This is a genomic window from Microbispora sp. CA-102843 (assembly GCF_050936215.1).
Lineage (GTDB): Bacteria > Actinomycetota > Actinomycetes > Streptosporangiales > Streptosporangiaceae > Microbispora.
The window spans coordinates 3,529,148-3,546,690 of the sequence record NZ_JBNJNF010000001.1 but is presented as its reverse complement, the minus strand read 5'-3'; the positions used below and the strand labels follow the sequence as shown (position 1 = coordinate 3,546,690).

The window sequence follows — 17,543 nt, the reverse complement described above, 5'->3', positions numbered from 1 at the left end:
CGGGCCTGAGCTGCGACCTGGTCCCGCGGTCGTCCGGCCTCCTCACGCACTCGTGAGGAGGCCGGACGCGGCCGTCAGGAGTACCAGGTGGGCTCGGGGATCTCGTCCCGCAGGCGGTGGACGCCCACCTCGCGGCGCTTGTACGCCACAGGATCGTGCAGGGTGTGGGTGCGCACGTTGCGCCAGAACCGGTCGAGCCCGTATCGGGACGCGGTCGAGCGGGCACCCGTGGCCTCGAAGACACGCGAGGTGACCTCCAGGGCCACGTCGGTGGCGTGCGCCTTGACCGCGGCCACCCGCACCTCGTGCTCCCCACGCAGCCGGGGGGTGACCTCGTCCGGGTTGAGGTGGAACCAGAGGCCCTCCCGGGCGACCTCGTCGGCCAGCGCCTCGGCCGCCCACAGCTTGGCGGTGAGGTCGCCGTAGATGTCGATGACGTAGGGCTCGTCGACCGCGCGCTCGTGCCCGCCGTGCAGCCACGGGCGGGTGTGCTCCCTCGTGTACGCCAGCGCGGTCTCCAGCGCCCCCTTGGCGATGCCGAGGTAGAAGTTCACGAACACGAGCTGGATGGCCGGCACGTTGAGGGTGGCGTAGACGCGCGGCTGGAACTCCTTGTCCACGTAGCCGAGGGCGTCGCGCCACGGCGCGCGCACGCCGGAGACGGTGACGCTGCCGCTCTCGGTCAGCCGCTGGCCGATGTTGTCCCAGTCGTCGTGGAAGGTCAGCCCCTCGGAGTTCGAGGGGACGATGGCGAAGACGTGCTTGTCCGTGCCCTCCAGCACGCCCTCCAGGACGGTGACGTCGGAGACCTTGCTGCCGGTGGAGAAGGTCTTGCGCCCGTCGAAGACGAGGGTGTCGCCCTCGTCGCGCACGACGATGTCCCGGTCGCGGGGGTTGACGGCCCCGCCGAAGAACCATCGGTGCCGGGCGGCCTCGGCCTCGACGCGCTCCCACTGCTCGCGGGTGCCCACCAGGCGCGCCGCCCAGTTCCAGAGGTAGTGGTAGCCGAGCAGCTGCCCGATGGAGCCGTCGGCCGCGGCCACCTCGCGGACGACGCGGTAGGCGGTGGGCCAGTCCTGTCCCGCGCCGCCGTGCCCGGCCGGTCCGAGCAGCGTGACCAGGCCGGAGTCCTTCAGCAGCCCGATCTCCGCGTACGGGGTCTTCGCGGCCCTGTCGCGCTCGGCGGCGTCCACCGCGAGGACGGCCGCCACCTCGCCGGCGCGCGCGATCCACTCGTCGGACGTGTGCGGCGCCGGGCCGTCCGTCCAGTCCGTACGGCTGGCGTGAGCGATGGTCACGTCTCGTCTCCTCTCGTGTGCGGCGCGTCGCGCCGGCTGTCGCTCACCAGGTTAGGCAACATTCTCTACTTGTTAAGTAGGAAAATCTCCGAACGGCCGGTAGGGTCGCCCTTGAACACCGCCGGCGAACCCCTTGGACGAGGTGGACGACGATGCGCATCGAACAACTCGAGTACATCCGCGCGGTGACCCGCCTCGGCTCGCTCCGCCGGGCGGCCGACCACCTGCACCTGTCCCAGCCGGCGCTCAGCGAGACGGTGCGCAACCTGGAGCGGGAACTCGGCGTCGACCTCCTGGAGCGGCGCCGTTCCGGCGCCACCGTCAGCGACAAGGGCCGCGAGCTGCTGCCGTACATCAACGGCGTGCTGGAGGCGGTCGACCGCCTGCGCGGCGCGGCCGACGAGCAGCACCACACGGCCCGCATCGTCAGGCTGGGCACGGTCAACGCGGCCACGGTCCCGCTGCTGATCCCCGCCGTACGGGCGTTCCGGGAGGCCCATCCGGCGACCCAGGTCGAGGTCGTCGGCGCCCAGCAGGCCGAGATCCACCGGCGCATCCGGGAGGGGAGCTTCGACCTCGGGCTGGTGAATTACCTGAGCGGCGACGACCTGCCGCCCGACCTCGCCACGACCGAACTGCTGCGCGGCCGTCCGGTCGTGTGCGTACGGCCCGACAGCCCGCTGGCCTCGCTGCCCGCGGTCGAGGTCGCCGACCTGCTTCGCGAGCCCCTGATCGTGATGCGCTCCGGCTATGTCATGCACCGCCTGGTGCACCGACTGCTCGGCGGGCGGGCGCCGTCGTTCTCGTATTCGACCGACGGCGCCGAGATGGGCAAGCTCATGGTCGCCGAGGGGCTCGGCGCCACCGTGCTGCCCGAGTTCAGCGTGGCCGGCGACCCCCTCCTGCGCAGCGGCGCGATCACCTACCGGCCACTGGCGCAGCGCATGGCGGAGGTGCTCCTCGTGATCCAGTCGCAGCGATCGGCCTCCGCGCCCCGGGTGGCCCGCGACCTGCACCGGTTCCTCCTGGACCGGGCACGCGAGTGCCGCACCGGCGCCCGAGCGCGCACCGCCGGATGAGAGCGCGGGGTGACAGCGCGGGGTGACAGGGCGGGGTGACAGGGCGGCCCTATCACCACCCCGCCGATCACGTGTGGAACTCCGGGCACGGCCACCGTACGATCCCCATTAGTCAAGTAGGAAATGCCTGGAAGGGGTCCTTCGTGTCCGCGAACGTCAGTCCCGAGCCGCTGCGGTTCGCCTACTGGGTGCCCAACGTCAGCGGCGGGCTCGTCACCAGCACGATCGAGCAACGCACCGACTGGAGCTACGACTACAACCGGAAGCTGGCGGTGCTCGCGGAGAACAACGGCTTCGAGTACGCGCTGTCCCAGGTCCGCTACATGGCCAGCTACGGCGCCGCGTTCCAGCAGGAGTCGACGAGCTTCAGCCTGGCGCTGCTGCTCGCCACCCAGCGGCTGAAGGTGATCGCCGCCGTCCACCCGGGCCTGTGGCACCCGGCGGTGCTGGCCAAGCTGCTCAGCACCGCCGACCACCTCTCGGGTGGCCGTGCCGCCGTCAACGTGGTGAGCGGCTGGTTCAAGGGCGAATTCACCGCCCTGGGCGAGCCGTGGCTAGAGCACGATGAGCGCTACCGCCGGGCCGAGGAGTTCATCCGCGTCCTGCGGGCGAGCTGGACCGAGGACAAAGCGCAGTTCCAGGGCGACTTCTACCGGCTGCACGGCTACGACCTGCAGCCCAAGCCGTTGTCCGGGCCCGACCGCCCGCACCCCGAGATCTTCCAGGGCGGCAACTCCACCGCGGCACGCGCCATGGCCGGCCGGGTCTCCGACTGGTACTTCAGCAACGGCAAGGACTTCGACGGCGTCACCGAGCAGATCGAGGAGGTCGGCGCGGTGGCGCGGGCACACGGCCGCCGGGTGCGGTTCGGCCTGAACGGATTCCTCATCGCCAGGGACACCGAGGCCGAAGCGCGCGAGACGCTGCGCGAGATCGTGGCCAAGGCCGACGTCGAGGCCGTCCACGGGTTCCGCGACGCGGTCCGCCAGGCCGGCCGGTCCGCCCAGGACGGACGGGGAATGTGGGCCGACTCCTCGTTCGAGGACCTGGTGCAGTACAACGACGGCTTCCGCACCCGTCTCATCGGCACGCCGGAGCAGATCGCGCACCGGGCGATCGAGTACAAGAAGCGCGGCGTCGACCTGCTCCTGCTCGGCTTCCTGCACTACCACGAGGAGGTCGAGTACTTCGGCCGCCACGTGCTGCCCATCATCCGCGAGCTGGAGGGCGAACTCGCGGCGCAGGGCGCGTTCCCGGTGGAACCGGCCCGGGCCTGATCCCATGACCGATCTCGTCAACGCGGCGCTTCGCGCACCTGTTCACGCATCGGGGACCGCGCACGTCGTCACCGGCGACGAGGAGGCCCTCGCCGTCGCCGCCGAGCTGGCCGGGCGGTTCGCGAACGGCGCCGCCGAACGGGACGCCCGCCGCGAGCTCCCGGTCGCCGAGCTGGCCGAGCTGTCGGCGAGCGGCCTGCTCGGCGTCACCGTCCCCCGCGAGCACGGCGGCGCCGACGTGCGGACCGCCACACTGGCGGAGGTCGTCCGCCTGCTCGCCACCGCCGACCCCAACATCGCCCAGATCCCGCAGAGCCACTTCGTGTACGTCAACGTGCTGCGGCAGCAGGGGTCCGCGGCGCAGCGGGAGTTCTTCTTCGCCGAGGTCCTCGCGGGCAGGCGGTTCGGCAACGCCCAGTCGGAGGCGGGCACCCGGCACGTGCAGGACTACCGCACCCGGCTGCGTCCCGACGAGGACGGCGGCTTCGTCCTCGACGGCGTCAAGCACTACTCGACCGGGGCCCTGTTCGCCGACTGGGTCACCGTGCTGGCCAAGGACCCCGCCGACCGGCTCGTCGTCGCGTACGTGCCGGCCGGCGCGCCCGGTCTCACGGTCGTGGACGACTGGGACGGCATGGGCCAGCGCACCACGGCCAGCGGCACCGTCCGGCTGGAGGGCGTGCGGGTGCCCGCCGACCGTGTGGTCCCCCACCACCTGACCTTCACCGGGCCGCAACTGCACGGCGCCCACGCGCAACTGCTGCACGCCGCGATCGACGTCGGCATCGCCCGCGCCGCGCTCACCGAGGCCGCCGAGTTCGTCCGCACCCGCAGCAGGCCGTGGTCCGAGAGCGGCCTCGACCACGCCGCCGAGGACCCTCTGACCATCCAGCGCTTCGGAGAGCTGGAGGTCTCCGTACGGGCCGCGGAGGCGCTGCTGGGCGAGGCCGGGCGGGCGGTCGACCGGGCGCGGGAACGACTCGACGACGAGACCGCGGCGGCGGCGTCCATCGCGGTCGCCACGGCGAAGGCGTTCGCCGACCCGGCAGCCGTCGAGGTGACCAACGCCCTGTTCGAGGTGTCCGGCACCAGGTCGGCGCTCGACTCGCTCAACCTGCACCGGCACTGGCGCAACGCCCGCACCCACACCCTGCATGATCCGGTGCGCTGGAAGATCCAGCACATCGGCCGGTACGCGCTGAACCGGACCCCGCCCCCACGGCACGGCCTGATCTGATCCGCGAATCCGGCCTCATCCGAATCCGGTCCCATCTGACGGAGGTTCCGCCATGTCCACCATCGTCGTCCTGTCCGGCAGCCCCTCGGCGGTCTCGCGTACCGCGGCCCTGTGCGCGCACCTCGCCGACCGGCTGCGCCTCCTCGGTCACGAGGTCCGCACCGTGCACGTGCGCGACCTGCCGGCGGAGGCGCTGCTGTCGGCGGACACGGGGCACCCGCGGATCGCCGAGGTCGTCGACCTCATCGGCGAGGCGGACGGCGTCCTGGTCGCCTCACCCGTGTACAAGGCCGCCTACAGCGGACTGCTGAAGACGCTGCTCGACCTGCTGCCCCAGTTCGCGTTCGCGGGCAAGGTCGTGCTGCCGATCGTCACCGGCGGCAGCCCCGCCCACGTGCTGGCCATCGACTACGCGCTGCGCCCGGTCCTGACCTCGCTCGGGGCCGACCACGTCGTGCCGGGATGGTTCGTCCTGGACCGGCACATCGCGGTCCGCGGCGACGAGACCGGCCTCGACCCGGACCACGCCGCCCCGCTCTACCGCGTGGTCGACGCCTTCGGGTCGGCCGTGGCCGCGCGCCGCCCGCTGCTGGCCGCGTCCTGAGGGGGCCCCGATGACACTGACGTTCCACTGGTTCCTGCCCACGTACGGCGACAGCCGTCACCTCGTAGGCGGCGGGCACGGCACGGACATCACCACGGCCGGCGGGGACCGGCCCGCCACCCTGGCGTACCTGGGCCAGATCGTGCGCGCCGCCGAGCAACTCGGCTTCGAGGGGGCCCTCACCCCGGCCGGCGCGTGGTGCGAGGACGCCTGGCTGACCACCGCCATGCTGGTCGCGGGCTCAGAGCGGCTGAAGTTCCTGGTCGCCTTCCGGCCGGGGCTGCTGTCGCCCACGCTCGCCGCGCAGATGGCCGCCACGTTCCAGCGGCACTCGGCCGGGCGCCTGCTGGTGAACGTCGTCACCGGCGGCGAGGACCACGAGCAACGCGCCTACGGCGACTTCCTCGCCAAGGACGAGCGTTACGAGCGCACCGACGAGTTCCTCACGGTCGTACGCGCCCTGTGGCGCGGGGAACGGGTCACCCTGGAGGGCAGGCACGTCAGGGTCGCGGACGCCGCGCTGAGCCGGGTGCCGTCCCCGGTGCCGGCCGTGTACTTCGGCGGGTCGTCCCCGGCCGCGGGCAGGGTGGCGGCGCGGCACAGCGACGTCTACCTGACCTGGGGCGAGCCGCCCGCGCAGGTCGCCGAGAAGCTCGCCTGGATCCGCCGGGAGGCCGCCGCGGCCGGCCGTGAGGTGCGCTTCGGCATCCGGCTCCACGTGATCAGCCGGGACACCTCGGCGCAGGCGTGGGCGGAGGCCGAGCGCCTGCTGTCCGCCCTGGACCCGGCGGTCATCGCGTCGGTGCAGGCCGGTCTCGCGCGCAGCGGGTCGGAGGGGCAGCGGCGGATGCGGGCCCTGCACGGGGGCCGCACGGACACGCTGGAGGTCTCGCCGAACCTGTGGGCCGGTGTGGGGCTCGTCCGCGGCGGCGCGGGCACGGCCCTCGTGGGCAGCCACGTCGAGGTGGCCGAGCGGATCGAGGAGTACCACGCTCTCGGCATCGACGAGTTCGTGCTGTCCGGTCACCCGCACCTGGAGGAGGCCTACTGGTTCGGCGAGGGCGTCCTGCCCCTGCTGCGCCGCAGGGGGTTGTGGCGGCACCCGGTGAACGCGCCCGACGACCCGCTCCCCGCCGCCATCCCGTTCGCCGGCACCGCGTCCCGGTGACGGTGGGCTCCCAGGCGCGCCCTGCGCACCGCAGCACCGCCGAGGACGGAGCGCACGCGGCGAGGGAGTGAACGGAGGCATGCGGGGTCAGCGCGCGCAGCGGGCTTTCGCGTGAAGGCCTTCCCCCTGCTCGGTGACCACCCATCCCTCCACCCAGACGCATCCGCGTGCGAGGGAGAGCAGGTCCCCATAGCTGCCCGGCGGCGTGTTGTTCGACCACTGGGAGCGGACCTGGGCGTTGTCCGCCGGACGGTGCGCGGCGAGCCACACGGTGTAGAGGCGGGGATCGTCGAAGTACGCCGACGCCCAGGCCGTGTCGCACTCGGGGCTGCGCCGCAGCCGGAGCGTGCCGAAGCGGGTGCCGTCGGGCAGGTTCAGCGGGACCGCCCCTCTGGGCTGAGGTCGCGCTCTGGTCGTCCCATGGTCCCCGCACGAGTCCGGCGGCCACGTCGCCGCGGGCGACGCCGTCCGGGGGCGTACGGGGACGGGGGCGTACGGGGACGGGGCGGCCCGGGCACCACGCTCGCGCCTGACAGCCCGTGCCCACTCCGGAGGAGGGGCGGGCGTCAGACACACCCAGACGCTAAGCGCGGGGACGGGCCGCGGCAAAATTCGCGATCCGCCGCGGCCCGTGGCCCGCCGATGCGGGAGGCGGGATGTCGCGAGCCGAGTGCCGTCAGGCGCCCATCGCGTGCACGCCGCCGTCGACGTGGACGATCTCGCCGGTGGTGGCGGGGAACCAGTCGGACAGCAGCGCGACGCAGGCCTTGGCGGCGGGGGCGGTGTCGGCGAGGTCCCAGCCCAGCGGGGCACGCTCCGGCCAGGAGTCCTCGAACTCCTTGAACCCGGGGATGCTCTTGGCGGCCATCGTGCGGAGCGGGCCGGCGGCGACGAGGTTGACCCGGATGCCGTGCTTGGCGAGGTCGCGCGCCAGGTAGCGCGAGCACGACTCAAGCCCGGCCTTGGCCACGCCCATCCAGTCGTAGACCGGCCACGCCTTGGTCGCGTCGAAGTCCAGGCCGACGACCGCGCCGCCCTCCTTCATCAGCGGCAGGCACGCGACGGCGAGCGACTTGAACGAGAACGTCGAGACGTGGACCGCCGTGGCGACGTCCTCCCACGAGGTGTTGAGGAAGTTGCCGCCCAGGCAGGACTGCGGGGCGAACCCGATCGAGTGGACGACCCCGTCCAGCCCGTCGAGGTGCGCGCCGACGCGGTCGGCGAGCGTGTCGAGGTGCTCGTCGTCCTGCACGTCGAGTTCGACCACCGGCGGCGGCTCGGGCAGCCGCTTGGCGATGCGCTCGACCAGGCTGAGGCGGCCGAAGCCGGTCAGCACGACCTGGGCGCCCTCCTCCTGCGCCAGCTTCGCGACGTTGAAGGCGATCGACGAGTCGGTCAGGACGCCGGTGACCAGCAGTCGCTTACCGTCCAGCAAACCCATGTCCAGCTCCAGTCTGTCGTCCGCTCAGTGGCCCATGCCGAGGCCGCCGTCGACGGGGATGACCGCCCCGGTGATATAGGAGGCGTCCTCGCTCGCCAGGAATCTGACGACCCGCGCGATCTCCTCCGCGTGCGCCTGCCGCCCGAGCGGGATGCTCTTGCGGATCTGCTCCTGCTGCGCCTCGTCGAGCACCGCGGTCATGTCGGTCTCCACGAATCCCGGCGCGACCACGTTGACCGTGATGCCCCGCGAGCCGAGCTCGCGGGCCAGCGACCGGCCGAAGCCGACCAGGCCGGCCTTGGAGGCGGCGTAGTTCGTCTGGCCGGCCGAGCCGAGCATGCCCACGACGGAGGAGATCAGGATGATGCGTCCGCGCCGCATCCGCAGCATGGGGCGCACGGCCCGCTTGGCGACGCGGTAGGCGCCGGTCAGGTTCGTGTCGATGACGTCGGTGAAGGTCTCCTCCTTCATCATCGGCAGCAGCGTGTCCTTGGTGATCCCCGCGTTGGCGATTACCACCTCGACCGGGCCGTGCTCGGCCTCGGCCTTCTCGAAGGCGGCGTCGACGTCGGCGGAGCTCGTCACGTCGCAGCGAACCCCGAACAGCCCCTCCGGGGGCTCGCCGGAACGGTAGGTGACGGCGACGGCGTCCCCCGCGGCGGCGAGCTCGCGGGCGATCGCGAGGCCGATGCCGCGATTTCCGCCGGTGACGAGAACAGAGCGAACCATGTGACCGACCGTATCGGCTACTTGGGGGTAGTCCACTTGTCCGCAGGGCACAAGATCACAGGGTTAGGATCGTGGACATGCGCCAGATCGACCCCGACTTCCTCGCCCTGCCACTGCGGCGGCTGGCGGACGCGGCCCTGCAGCGCGCCCGTGACCTGGGAGCCGAGCACGCCTCGTTCCGGCTCGAACGCGTGCGCGCCGAGACGCTGCGCCTGTTCGACGCCCGGCTCGAGGGGTCCTCGGACGCCGACGACCTCGGCTTCGCCGTACGAGTGATCAAGGACGGCACCTGGGGCTTCGCGTCCGGGATCGAGCTGACCCCGGAGGCGGCGGCCCGGGCCGCCGAGGAGGCCGTGCGGGTGGCGGCGGTCAGCGCGCCCATCAACCGCGAGCCGGTGGAGCTCGCCCCCGAGCCGGTGTACGACGACGTGACCTGGGTGTCGGCCTACGAGGTCGACCCGTTCGACGTGCCGCTGCCGGACAAAGCGGCGCTGCTGGCGGAGTGGTCGTCCGGCCTGCTCGGCCGGGTCGACCACGTCTCGGCCTCGCTCATGCAGGTCAAGGAGCAGAAGTTCTACGCCGACACGGCGGGCACGGTGACCACCCAGCAGCGCGTGCGGCTGCACCCCGTCCTGACGGCGATGCGGGCCGACGGCGACCGGTTCGACGACATGCGCACGCTGGCCCCGCCGGTCGGCCGCGGGTACGAGTACCTGACCGGCACCGGCTGGGACTTCCCCGCCGAGCTGGCCGAGATCCCCGACCTGCTGGACGAGAAGCTCAAGGCGCCCTCGGTCGAGGCCGGGCCGTACGACCTGGTGATCGATCCGTCGAACCTGTGGCTGACGATCCACGAGTCGATCGGCCACGCGACCGAGCTGGACCGGGCGCTCGGCTACGAGGCGGCCTACGCCGGCACCTCGTTCGCCACCTTCGACCAGCTCGGCACCCTGCACTACGGCTCGCCCGTGATGACGGTGACGGGCGACCGCACCGTCGAGCACGGCCTGGCCACCGTCGGCTGGGACGACGAGGGCGTGGCGGGCCAGTCGTTCGACATCGTCCGCGAGGGCACGCTGGTGGGCTACCAGCTCGACCGGAGGATGGCGCTGCTGAAGGGCCTCGGGCGGTCGAACGGCTGCGCGTTCGCCGACTCCCCCGGGCACGTGCCGATCCAGCGGATGGCCAATGTGTCGCTCCAGCCGGCGGCGGACGGCCCCTCCACCGACGAGCTGATCTCGCGGGTCGAGCGCGGGATCTACGTCATCGGCGACAAGAGCTGGTCGATCGACATGCAGCGGTACAACTTCCAGTTCACGGGCCAGCGGTTCTACCGCATTGAGAACGGCCGCCTGGCCGGGCAGCTGCGCGACGTGGCCTACCAGGCGACCACGACGGACTTCTGGCGCTCCATGGAGGCCGTCGGCGGCCCGGAGACGTACGTGCTCGGCGGCGCCTTCAACTGCGGCAAGGGCCAGCCCGGCCAGGTCGCGCCGGTCAGTCACGGCGCTCCGTCGGCCCTGTTCCGCGGCGTACGGATCCTCAACACCGTCCAGGAGGGTGGCAGCAAGTGAGCGACGGGGTGACCACACCGCAGGAGACGGTGGAGCGGGCGCTCGCGCTGAGCGAGGCCGACGGCTGCGTCGTCATCGCGGACGAGGGCTCGACCGCCAACCTCCGCTTCGCCGGCAACACGCTGACGACCAACGGGGTCGCGCGCTCGTCCCGGCTCACCGTGATCTCCGTCGTGGGTGCCGGAGTGGGAGTCGTCTCGCGCTCCGCCGTACGGGCCGACCAGCTGGCCGACGTGGTGGCCGCGGCGGACCGCGCCGCGCGGGAGGCCCGGCCGTCGGAGGACGCCCGGCCTCTGGTGGAGGGCACGGCCGGGGAGGGCTGGGAGCGCCCGGTGGAGCCGACCTCCATCGACGTGTTCGGGGATTTCGCCCCCGCCCTCGGCGAGGCGTTCGCCGCTGCCGACGCCTCCGGCCGCAGGCTGTACGGCTTCGCCGAGCACAGCGTGACCTCGACGTTCGTCGGCTCGTCCACGGGCCTGCGGCTGCGCCACGACCAGCCGACCGGGCGGCTCGAACTGAACGCCAAGTCCACGGACATGACGCGCTCGGCGTGGACGGGCGTGGCCACCCGCGACTTCTCCGACGTGGACGTGGCCGCCCTGGACGAGACGCTCGTCCGGCGGCTGGACTGGGCCAAGCGGCGGATCAGCCTGGAGCCCGGCCGCTACGAGACGCTCCTGCCGCCGACGGCGGTCTCCGACCTGATGATCTACCTGTACTGGGCGGCCGGCGCGCGCGACGCCGCCGACGGCCGTACGGTGTTCTCCCGGCCCGGCGGCGGCACTCGTGTGGGCGAGCGGCTCTCGACGCTGCCGATCTCGCTCCACAGCGACCCGGCGCGGGCCGGCGTCGAGTGCGCGCCGTTCGTCGTCGCGCACGCCTCCAGCCGGGAGCAGTCGGTCTTCGACAACGGCCTGCCCCTGGACCGCACCGAGTGGATCGGCGACGGCACGCTGGCCAACCTCGTGCAGACCCGGCACTCCGCCGAGCTGACCGGTCTCGCCACCACCCCGCAGATCGACAACCTGGTCATGACGGGGCCCGAGGGCGGCCGCTCGCTGGAGGAGATGATCGCCTCGACCGAGCGTGGCCTGCTGCTGACCTGCCTGTGGTACATCCGGGAGGTCGACCCGCAGTCGCTGCTCCTGACCGGGCTGACCAGGGACGGCGTCTACCTCGTCGAGAACGGCGAGGTCGTGGGCGAGGTCAACAACTTCCGGTTCAACGAGTCTCCGGTCGACCTGCTCGGCCGCCTCAGCGAGGTGGGCCCGAGCGAGCAGACGCTGCCACGCGAGTGGAACGACTGGTTCACCCGCGCCGTCATGCCGCCGGTCCGGGTGCCCGACTTCAACATGTCGACGGTCAGCCAGGCCAGCTGAGTCCTATTCGGCGTCCTCGAGGCGGAAGCCCACTTTCATGCCGACCTGGAAGTGGGCCACCTCGCCGTCCACGATGTGCCCGCGCACCTCGGTCACCTCGAACCAGTCCAGGTGCCGCAGCGTCTGGGCGGCGCGCCTGACGCCGTTGCGGATGGCCTGGTCGACGCTCTCGGCCGAGGTGCCCACTATCTCGGTCACCCGGTAGGTGCGGTCCGACATCACGTCCTCCTGCCTGTGCCTGTCGCGTGATCGTATCGCCGTGCGGGCGTCACCCCCGCCTCCCCCGGGGTCTACCGTGGAAATCGTGAATCCATGGCGCAGGTTGCGAAAAGACCGCCCGGTCGTTCACCAGGTGACGGACGCTCAGCCGTCGCTGTCCGACGACGTGCGCAAGCGTGAGATCAGCTACCTCATCAAGATGGGCATCCGGCTCGCCTGCCTCATTTTGGCCGTAGCGGTGCCCGCTCCCTGGCCCGTCAAGGCGCTGTTCGTGGCGGGGGCGGTTATTTTGCCTTACCTTGCCGTTATCGGGGCCAATCAGAGAGGTCACGAGCCTCCTCCGCCCCCGGACTTGACCTCGCCTAACCAAAACGAGATACCACGCCATCGACGCGAGATCGGGTCGTGACAAAGTCTTGACGCAACCCATGGGTTGGAGGTGTACAGTTTAGCCAAGCGCTCTGGTCCCCCGTCGGAGCGCTGGTGCCGGCGTTCCGGGCCCCCGTCGGAACGCCGATGAAGCGACGCCGGGTGGTTTGCCCCCGTAACCACCCGGCGTCGCCCTATTTCCGACGACTTCGCACGGGCCTCACGGACCGGCCGTCGCGGTCGTCCCCCCGCATGGGACGGCCCTTCCGCCGAGCGGCCCCCGGCGCCCGCCCTTCCCCTCTACGCGGCGCCGGGGCCGTGGAATCCTGTGTCAGGAGTCGGGGGTGTCAGGAGTCGCGCGCGTCTGCGCGGTCGTCTCCGCCCAGTCCTTCGCCATCCGGGACACCCGCTCCACGACGTCCGGCGGCGCGGTGCCGGCCCCCTGCGCCAGCCCCACCAGATAGGCGGTCAGCGGGGCGGCAGGCCGCGCCACGCCGTGCGCCACATCCCTGGTCAGGTCGAGCAGCGCGGCCCGGTCCACCCGGGCGGGGTCGATGCCCAGCTCGCTGCAGACCAGTGCCGTCCATTCCTCCAGCACGTTCACACGCACTCCCTTCACTCGCGACCTCTGGCCCGCTCGCGGGCCGCGCGCAGATCGTCGACGGTGTCGCAATCGAACCACGGCGGGGTCTCCCCGGGCGCCACCGGCGGGCGCACGGGCACCGGCCCCAGCGGGCCGAGCAGCCCGCGCAGCGACCGCCCCTCGTACGCGCCGAGCGCGGCCCGCAAGGCCGCCGTCCGCCACGCACCGGTGAGCCACTGCTCGCGGCCCTCGTCGTCCACGAGCACCGCGCCCGCGCCGTCCTCCGGCACGGCCGCCAGGAGCGCCCTGACATGACCGGCGAGGACGAACGGCAGGTCGGCGGCGAGCAGGACGACCAGCGGTGACGTCACCTCGGCGAGCCCGGCGCGCAGCGCCGGAACCGGTCCGCCGCCCGGCGGCTCCTCACGGGTGAACAGCGCGCCCGGCATGTCCCTGGGCGGGCCCACCACGACCACCGCGCGGGCGTCGCGGACCGCCGACGCCACCCGCTCGACGAGGGGCAGCCCGCCGACGAGCGCGCCCGGCTTGTCCGCCCCGCCGAGCCGCTCGGCCCGGCCCCCCGCCAGGATCACGGCGTCGTACGGCGGCGGGCAGGGCGCCTCACCGGCGCCGCTGGCGGGACGGGGACGCACGGGTGCTCCCTGATCTCTTTCGGGACTCTCTCGGGACTCCGTCAGCCGCCGATGGCCGACATCGGGCGGGCCGGCTGGAGGAACGCGGGGTCGTCGATGCCGTGCCCGGCCCTCTTCCCCCGCACCGCCGCGACCCACCGCGCCGCCAGTTCCTCGTCCGGGGCGCCCGAACGCAGCGCCGTACGCAGGTCGGACTCCTCCGTGGCGAACAGGCAGTTGCGGACCTGGCCGTCGGCGGTGATCCGGACGCGGTCGCAGGCGCCGCAGAACGGCCGGGTGACCGAGCCGATCACGCCCACCCGGTGCGGGCCGCCGTCCACCAGGAACAGCTCGGCGGGGGCGCTGCCCCGCTCGCGCGGGTCGTCCTCGCTGAGGTCGAAGGAGTCCTTCAGCAGCCCGAGGATCTCGTCGGCCGTGATCATGTCGTCGCGGCTCCAGCCGTGCTGGGCGTCGAGCGGCATCTGCTCGATGAAGCGCAGCTCGTATCCCCGGTCGAGGCAGAAGCGCAGCAGCGGCGCGGCCTCGTGCTCGTTGACGCCGCGCATCAGCACCGCGTTGACCTTGACCGGCGTGAGGCCCGCCGCCGTCGCCGCCTCAAGCCCGTCCAGCACATCGCGCAGCCGGTCGCGGTGCGCCAGCCGGACGAACACGTCGCGGTCGAGCGTGTCCAGCGAGACGTTGACGCGGTCGAGACCGGCCCGCGCGAGGGGCTCCGCCAGGCGGGCCAGGCCGATCCCGTTGGTCGTCAGCGACACCTGGGGGCGCGGGCGCAGCGCGGCGGTCGCGGCCACGATCTCGGCGAGTTCACGCCGCAGCAGCGGCTCGCCACCGGTGAAGCGGACCTCCCGGACGCCGAGCCGTTCCACGCCGATCGTCACCAGGCGGACGATCTCCTCGCCGGTGAGCAGCTCGGGCTTGGGCAGCCAGTCGAGGCCCTCGGGCGGCATGCAGTACGCGCACCGCAGGTTGCACCGGTCGGTCAGCGACACCCTCAGATCGGTCGCGACCCGTCCGAACGAGTCAACCAGCACGAGAGGACCTCCAACCCCAGAGAGCCTCAAGCCTAAGCCCTGCCGTCACAATGGCGACAACCTCGGTCACCTCGGAGTGATTCCCCCGCCCCGGGACGGACGGAAAGGGGCCCGTCCCCGGGGCAGGTTCGCGACGGTGCGCCGCCGCCGGCCACCCAGCGGACCGCGGGCGGCGCGACCACCGCCGCGCGAAGTCAGCGGTCGCGGCGGCGCTCGATCCGCTTGCGACGGGCGACCTCGCGCCGGTGCTCGGCCAGCGCGCGCTCGCGCTCGCGCCGGTTCACGCGCGCCTCGCTCTTGCCGCTCTCCAGTTCGAGCCGCAGCGCCTCCTGCGCGGCGGTGCCGCGCCGCGTGACCCGGGCCGCCGCGCGGGCGGCCAGCTTGGCCGCCCGCTTGGGATTGACACGCCGCCCCCCGCGCCCCTCCACCCGTACGGCGGGGGCCGCCTCCGCGCGTTCGAGCAGGGCGACTCCGTGCCGCATGAGGAACTCGTACAGCTCGGGGTCGGTGGGTTCAGAGCCGAGGACGAACCGGGTCGCGCGAAGCTCGCCGTCCTCGGCGATCTCCAGGACGCCCACCCAGAACGGGCTCTCGAAGTAGACGGACAGGGAAACCACGATGCCTCCACAGGTATGCCGACAGGCGGCTTGGCGAAGCCGCTTTCCGGCACACCGGACATCCTCCGAGGCTCCCCGAGGGGACACGAGAGGCGGATACGAGGACCGCCGGCACCGGTTCCGAACCGGAGGCCGACGGGTGCCCGGGCTACCGACCGGGACCGCGTTTTCGTGTGCGCGACCAGGATACAGGCGTCCGCCCCGGGACAGCGGAGACCAGCGGTGACGGGGACGGGTCCTGATGCGGGCTCCTGGGGATACTGGGAGGGTGGAGATCATCGCTCTCGGCACACACGCCAGGGAACTGCTCGAACGGGCCACGGCCGCCTCAAGCGGGCGCGCCGCGGACACGGTCCACGGGGGCCCCGGCCGCGCGCTGCGGCAGACGCTGCTCACCCTCAAGGCCGGGGCCGCCCTGGCCGAGCACGAGAACCCTGGCGAGGCGACCCTGGTCGTGCTCCTCGGGCACGTACGGCTCACCAGCGGCGGCGCGTCATGGGAGGGCAGGCAGGGGGATCTGATCCCCATCCCCGAGGCGCGTCACGGCCTCGAAGCGCTCGAGGACAGCGCGGTCCTGCTCACGGTCGTCAAACTCCCCTGACCGCGCCCGCCGGGCGAAGCTAGGCGGCCAGGAGGACGCAGCCCAGGGCGAGCAGCGACACGACCTTCACGGCCTCCAGCACCACGTAGTACAGGTGCGCCTTCGACCTGTGCAGCGCCGGGTCCTCGCCGGACAGGACGCGGTCGGACCTGCGGTTGAGCGGCGGGCGTACGACGGCGATCTGGATCACCAGGACGGCCGCTGCGACCGCCGTGAGCGCCACCGCGGCGGTGGCGGGCGATCCGGTCGCGATCGCCACGATCACGACGACCGCCAGCACGGCCTCGGCGGCGTTGAGCGCGCGGAAGACGAGCCGGCCGATGCCGAGCCCGATCGGGATCGTCACCCCCGGCGCACGGAACTTCAGGGGCGCCTCCAGGAAGGAGATCGCCAGCACCATTCCGAGCCAGACGAAGGTGGCCGCGCCGCCCACTGCGGCCGAGGCGGGGTTCATCGTCGCTATCCTCTCGCGCACGCGAAATCGGCCGGGCCGACGGGGCCCGGCTCCGGCGAGCCGTCCTGCCGATCACGGCTTCCGCCGTCGCCCAGGGTTCCACGCGTGCGGCGCGGTCCCCGAACCAGGGGTCACGTGCCGGCCGGAAACCGCCGCTCGCCGCCGTCCTCGCTACCCCCGCAGCGCTTCGTCATTTCCAGCCGGTCCGCTGCCGCAGCCAGGCCAGCGCCGCCCGGCCCTGCGCGAGCTGGAACGCGCGGAGCGTGGGCAGGCCCGGCGGCGGGGGGAGGCTTCCCCGCTGCAGGAAGAAGCCGGTCACGGCGGCCAGGACCGAGGTGACGGCGTCGCCGTCCGCCTTCGCCGCGACCGGGTGGCCGTCGAAGACCTCGGCCGGCGGCGGCCCGCCCTGCATGGCCACGCTCGGGAGCATCCCGAGCAGGTCGAACCACGGGGCCGCCAGGCACGCCCAGGGCCAGTCCACCACATACACGCGTCCGTCCGCGGTGAGCAGCAGGTTGTCGGCCCGGAGGTCGGCGTGGGCCAGCGTGTCGCCCTCCACCGCCCGGCCCCAGGCCGCCTCCAGCTCCGCCAGCCGGTCCAGGTGCCGCCGGGCCCACGCGGCATCGGATCCGTCCACACCGGGGCCGTCCACACCGGCCGCCAGCCGCCGCCATCCCCGGTACTCCTCCGCGAGCCGCTCGGCGGCCGGCGGCACGGCCACGGGCGCGGGGGTGAGCGACTCGGCCAGCTCGGCCATCGCGCCGAGCACGAGGCCCAGCTCCGCCGGGTCCCAGGGCTGGGCCGGCGGCCGTCCCTCGACGTCCTCGAACAGCAGGACCACCCAGCCGTCCTCGTCGAAGGACGCGAGCAGCCGGGGCGCGGGCGCCGTGGCCGGCAGCGCGGCGGCCACCCGGGCCTCCGACCGGTGGATGCCGGGGCTGACCGGGTTCGGCTCGGGCCCGACCGCCTTGACGAAGGCCCTGCCACCACCCGCGAGCCGCAGGCGGGCCGCAACCCCCGGGGAGAAGCCGCCGGGCTGGGTGACGGCCTCGGTCACGCGGTCCCCGAGACGCAGCTCGACGGCCAGCCGCAGGTGCGCGGGCACCGCGGTCCACGGCAGTCGTACGCCGCCGGCGACGGGAGGCGGGCCGTCGTCGCCGGGGCGGCGCTGCCGCTCCTCCTCGTCCTGACCGCCGGGGTCCCGGGAATCGTCGCTCATTCCGGCATGAT

General features: G+C 72.9%; 20 protein-coding genes. 9 read left to right on the top strand and 11 right to left on the bottom strand.

Features of this window, described 5'->3' with window-relative positions; translation table 11 throughout:
* Positions 1-74: 74 nt before the first annotated feature.
* Positions 75-1,298 carry an acyl-CoA dehydrogenase family protein gene (locus ACQEVJ_RS16655; protein ID WP_433101861.1) on the bottom strand — a complete coding sequence of 408 codons (1,224 nt, stop codon included), beginning with the start codon at positions 1,296-1,298 and terminating at the stop codon, positions 75-77.
* 152 nt (positions 1,299-1,450) lie between these two features.
* On the opposite strand from ACQEVJ_RS16655, the gene ACQEVJ_RS16650 reads away from it, so the two are divergent.
* From ACQEVJ_RS16650 to ACQEVJ_RS16630, 5 genes are all read left to right on the top strand, one after another.
* Positions 1,451-2,377, top strand: coding sequence for a LysR family transcriptional regulator (locus ACQEVJ_RS16650; protein WP_433101859.1), 927 nt, complete (start codon positions 1,451-1,453; stop codon positions 2,375-2,377).
* Positions 2,378-2,520: 143 nt separating this feature from the next.
* The gene (sfnG, locus tag ACQEVJ_RS16645; RefSeq protein WP_433101857.1) at positions 2,521-3,654 is read left to right on the top strand and encodes a dimethylsulfone monooxygenase SfnG; all 1,134 of its coding nucleotides are present in this window, start codon (positions 2,521-2,523) and stop codon (positions 3,652-3,654) included.
* A 4-nt stretch (positions 3,655-3,658) separates the two neighbouring features.
* The gene (locus ACQEVJ_RS16640) at positions 3,659-4,891 is read left to right on the top strand and encodes an SfnB family sulfur acquisition oxidoreductase (RefSeq protein WP_433101855.1); all 1,233 of its coding nucleotides are present in this window, start codon (positions 3,659-3,661) and stop codon (positions 4,889-4,891) included.
* Between the two features lie 52 nt (positions 4,892-4,943).
* Complete coding sequence (gene ssuE, locus ACQEVJ_RS16635; protein ID WP_433101853.1) at positions 4,944-5,495, top strand: NADPH-dependent FMN reductase; 552 nt, start codon at positions 4,944-4,946, stop codon at positions 5,493-5,495.
* A gap of 10 nt (positions 5,496-5,505) precedes the next feature.
* Entirely contained in the window at positions 5,506-6,663 is a 1,158-nt protein-coding gene (locus ACQEVJ_RS16630) for an LLM class flavin-dependent oxidoreductase (protein WP_433101851.1), read from the top strand.
* Between the two features lie 87 nt (positions 6,664-6,750).
* Here the strand turns inward: ACQEVJ_RS16630 and ACQEVJ_RS16625 are convergent, their stop codons facing one another.
* The 3 genes from ACQEVJ_RS16625 to ACQEVJ_RS16615 all read right to left on the bottom strand — a co-directional run bounded on the left by ACQEVJ_RS16625 (position 6,751) and on the right by ACQEVJ_RS16615 (position 8,833).
* Positions 6,751-7,239, bottom strand: coding sequence for a hypothetical protein (locus ACQEVJ_RS16625; RefSeq protein ID WP_433101849.1), 489 nt, complete (start codon positions 7,237-7,239; stop codon positions 6,751-6,753).
* Positions 7,240-7,339: 100 nt separating this feature from the next.
* On the bottom strand, positions 7,340-8,104 hold the full coding sequence (fabI, locus tag ACQEVJ_RS16620) for an enoyl-ACP reductase FabI (RefSeq protein WP_433101847.1): 765 nt from the start codon (positions 8,102-8,104) through the stop codon (positions 7,340-7,342).
* Between the two features lie 24 nt (positions 8,105-8,128).
* On the bottom strand, positions 8,129-8,833 hold the full coding sequence (locus ACQEVJ_RS16615) for a beta-ketoacyl-ACP reductase (RefSeq protein ID WP_433101845.1): 705 nt from the start codon (positions 8,831-8,833) through the stop codon (positions 8,129-8,131).
* A 77-nt stretch (positions 8,834-8,910) separates the two neighbouring features.
* Between ACQEVJ_RS16615 and ACQEVJ_RS16610 the strand changes: the two genes are divergently transcribed.
* Together ACQEVJ_RS16610 and ACQEVJ_RS16605 are read left to right on the top strand one after the other, a co-directional pair.
* Complete coding sequence (locus ACQEVJ_RS16610; protein ID WP_433101843.1) at positions 8,911-10,407, top strand: TldD/PmbA family protein; 1,497 nt, start codon at positions 8,911-8,913, stop codon at positions 10,405-10,407.
* Positions 10,404-11,786, top strand: a complete 1,383-nt coding sequence (locus ACQEVJ_RS16605; RefSeq protein WP_433101841.1) for a metallopeptidase TldD-related protein — start codon at positions 10,404-10,406, stop codon at positions 11,784-11,786. Before ACQEVJ_RS16610 ends, ACQEVJ_RS16605 begins: the two co-directional genes overlap by 4 nt.
* A gap of 3 nt (positions 11,787-11,789) precedes the next feature.
* On the opposite strand, the gene ACQEVJ_RS16600 is transcribed toward ACQEVJ_RS16605, so the two are convergent.
* On the bottom strand, positions 11,790-12,005 hold the full coding sequence (locus ACQEVJ_RS16600) for a dodecin (protein WP_079314915.1): 216 nt from the start codon (positions 12,003-12,005) through the stop codon (positions 11,790-11,792).
* 85 nt (positions 12,006-12,090) lie between these two features.
* On the opposite strand from ACQEVJ_RS16600, the gene ACQEVJ_RS16595 reads away from it, so the two are divergent.
* Positions 12,091-12,414 carry a DUF3099 domain-containing protein gene (locus ACQEVJ_RS16595; RefSeq protein ID WP_433101839.1) on the top strand — a complete coding sequence of 108 codons (324 nt, stop codon included), beginning with the start codon at positions 12,091-12,093 and terminating at the stop codon, positions 12,412-12,414.
* Between the two features lie 291 nt (positions 12,415-12,705).
* Here ACQEVJ_RS16595 and ACQEVJ_RS16590 read toward each other — a convergent pair whose 3' ends face one another.
* The 4 genes from ACQEVJ_RS16590 to ACQEVJ_RS16575 form a co-directional block, all read right to left on the bottom strand.
* The gene (locus tag ACQEVJ_RS16590; protein WP_433101837.1) at positions 12,706-12,978 is read right to left on the bottom strand and encodes a DUF6457 domain-containing protein; all 273 of its coding nucleotides are present in this window, start codon (positions 12,976-12,978) and stop codon (positions 12,706-12,708) included.
* A gap of 11 nt (positions 12,979-12,989) precedes the next feature.
* Positions 12,990-13,610, bottom strand: a complete 621-nt coding sequence (gene mobA, locus ACQEVJ_RS16585; protein WP_433101835.1) for a molybdenum cofactor guanylyltransferase — start codon at positions 13,608-13,610, stop codon at positions 12,990-12,992.
* Between the two features lie 41 nt (positions 13,611-13,651).
* Complete coding sequence (moaA, locus tag ACQEVJ_RS16580; protein ID WP_433101833.1) at positions 13,652-14,641, bottom strand: GTP 3',8-cyclase MoaA; 990 nt, start codon at positions 14,639-14,641, stop codon at positions 13,652-13,654.
* A gap of 194 nt (positions 14,642-14,835) precedes the next feature.
* The gene (locus tag ACQEVJ_RS16575) at positions 14,836-15,258 is read right to left on the bottom strand and encodes a YjdF family protein (protein ID WP_433101831.1); all 423 of its coding nucleotides are present in this window, start codon (positions 15,256-15,258) and stop codon (positions 14,836-14,838) included.
* Positions 15,259-15,526: 268 nt separating this feature from the next.
* Here ACQEVJ_RS16575 and ACQEVJ_RS16570 point away from each other — a divergent pair, with 268 nt between their 5' ends.
* Positions 15,527-15,859: a cupin domain-containing protein gene (locus ACQEVJ_RS16570; RefSeq protein ID WP_433101829.1), complete on the top strand. Its 333-nt coding sequence runs from the start codon at positions 15,527-15,529 to the stop codon at positions 15,857-15,859.
* A 19-nt stretch (positions 15,860-15,878) separates the two neighbouring features.
* On the opposite strand, the gene ACQEVJ_RS16565 is transcribed toward ACQEVJ_RS16570, so the two are convergent.
* Together ACQEVJ_RS16565 and ACQEVJ_RS16560 are read right to left on the bottom strand one after the other, a co-directional pair.
* Complete coding sequence (locus ACQEVJ_RS16565; RefSeq protein ID WP_433101827.1) at positions 15,879-16,313, bottom strand: hypothetical protein; 435 nt, start codon at positions 16,311-16,313, stop codon at positions 15,879-15,881.
* A 190-nt stretch (positions 16,314-16,503) separates the two neighbouring features.
* Positions 16,504-17,532 carry a phosphotransferase gene (locus ACQEVJ_RS16560; RefSeq protein ID WP_433101825.1) on the bottom strand — a complete coding sequence of 343 codons (1,029 nt, stop codon included), beginning with the start codon at positions 17,530-17,532 and terminating at the stop codon, positions 16,504-16,506.
* Positions 17,533-17,543: the final 11 nt, after the last annotated feature.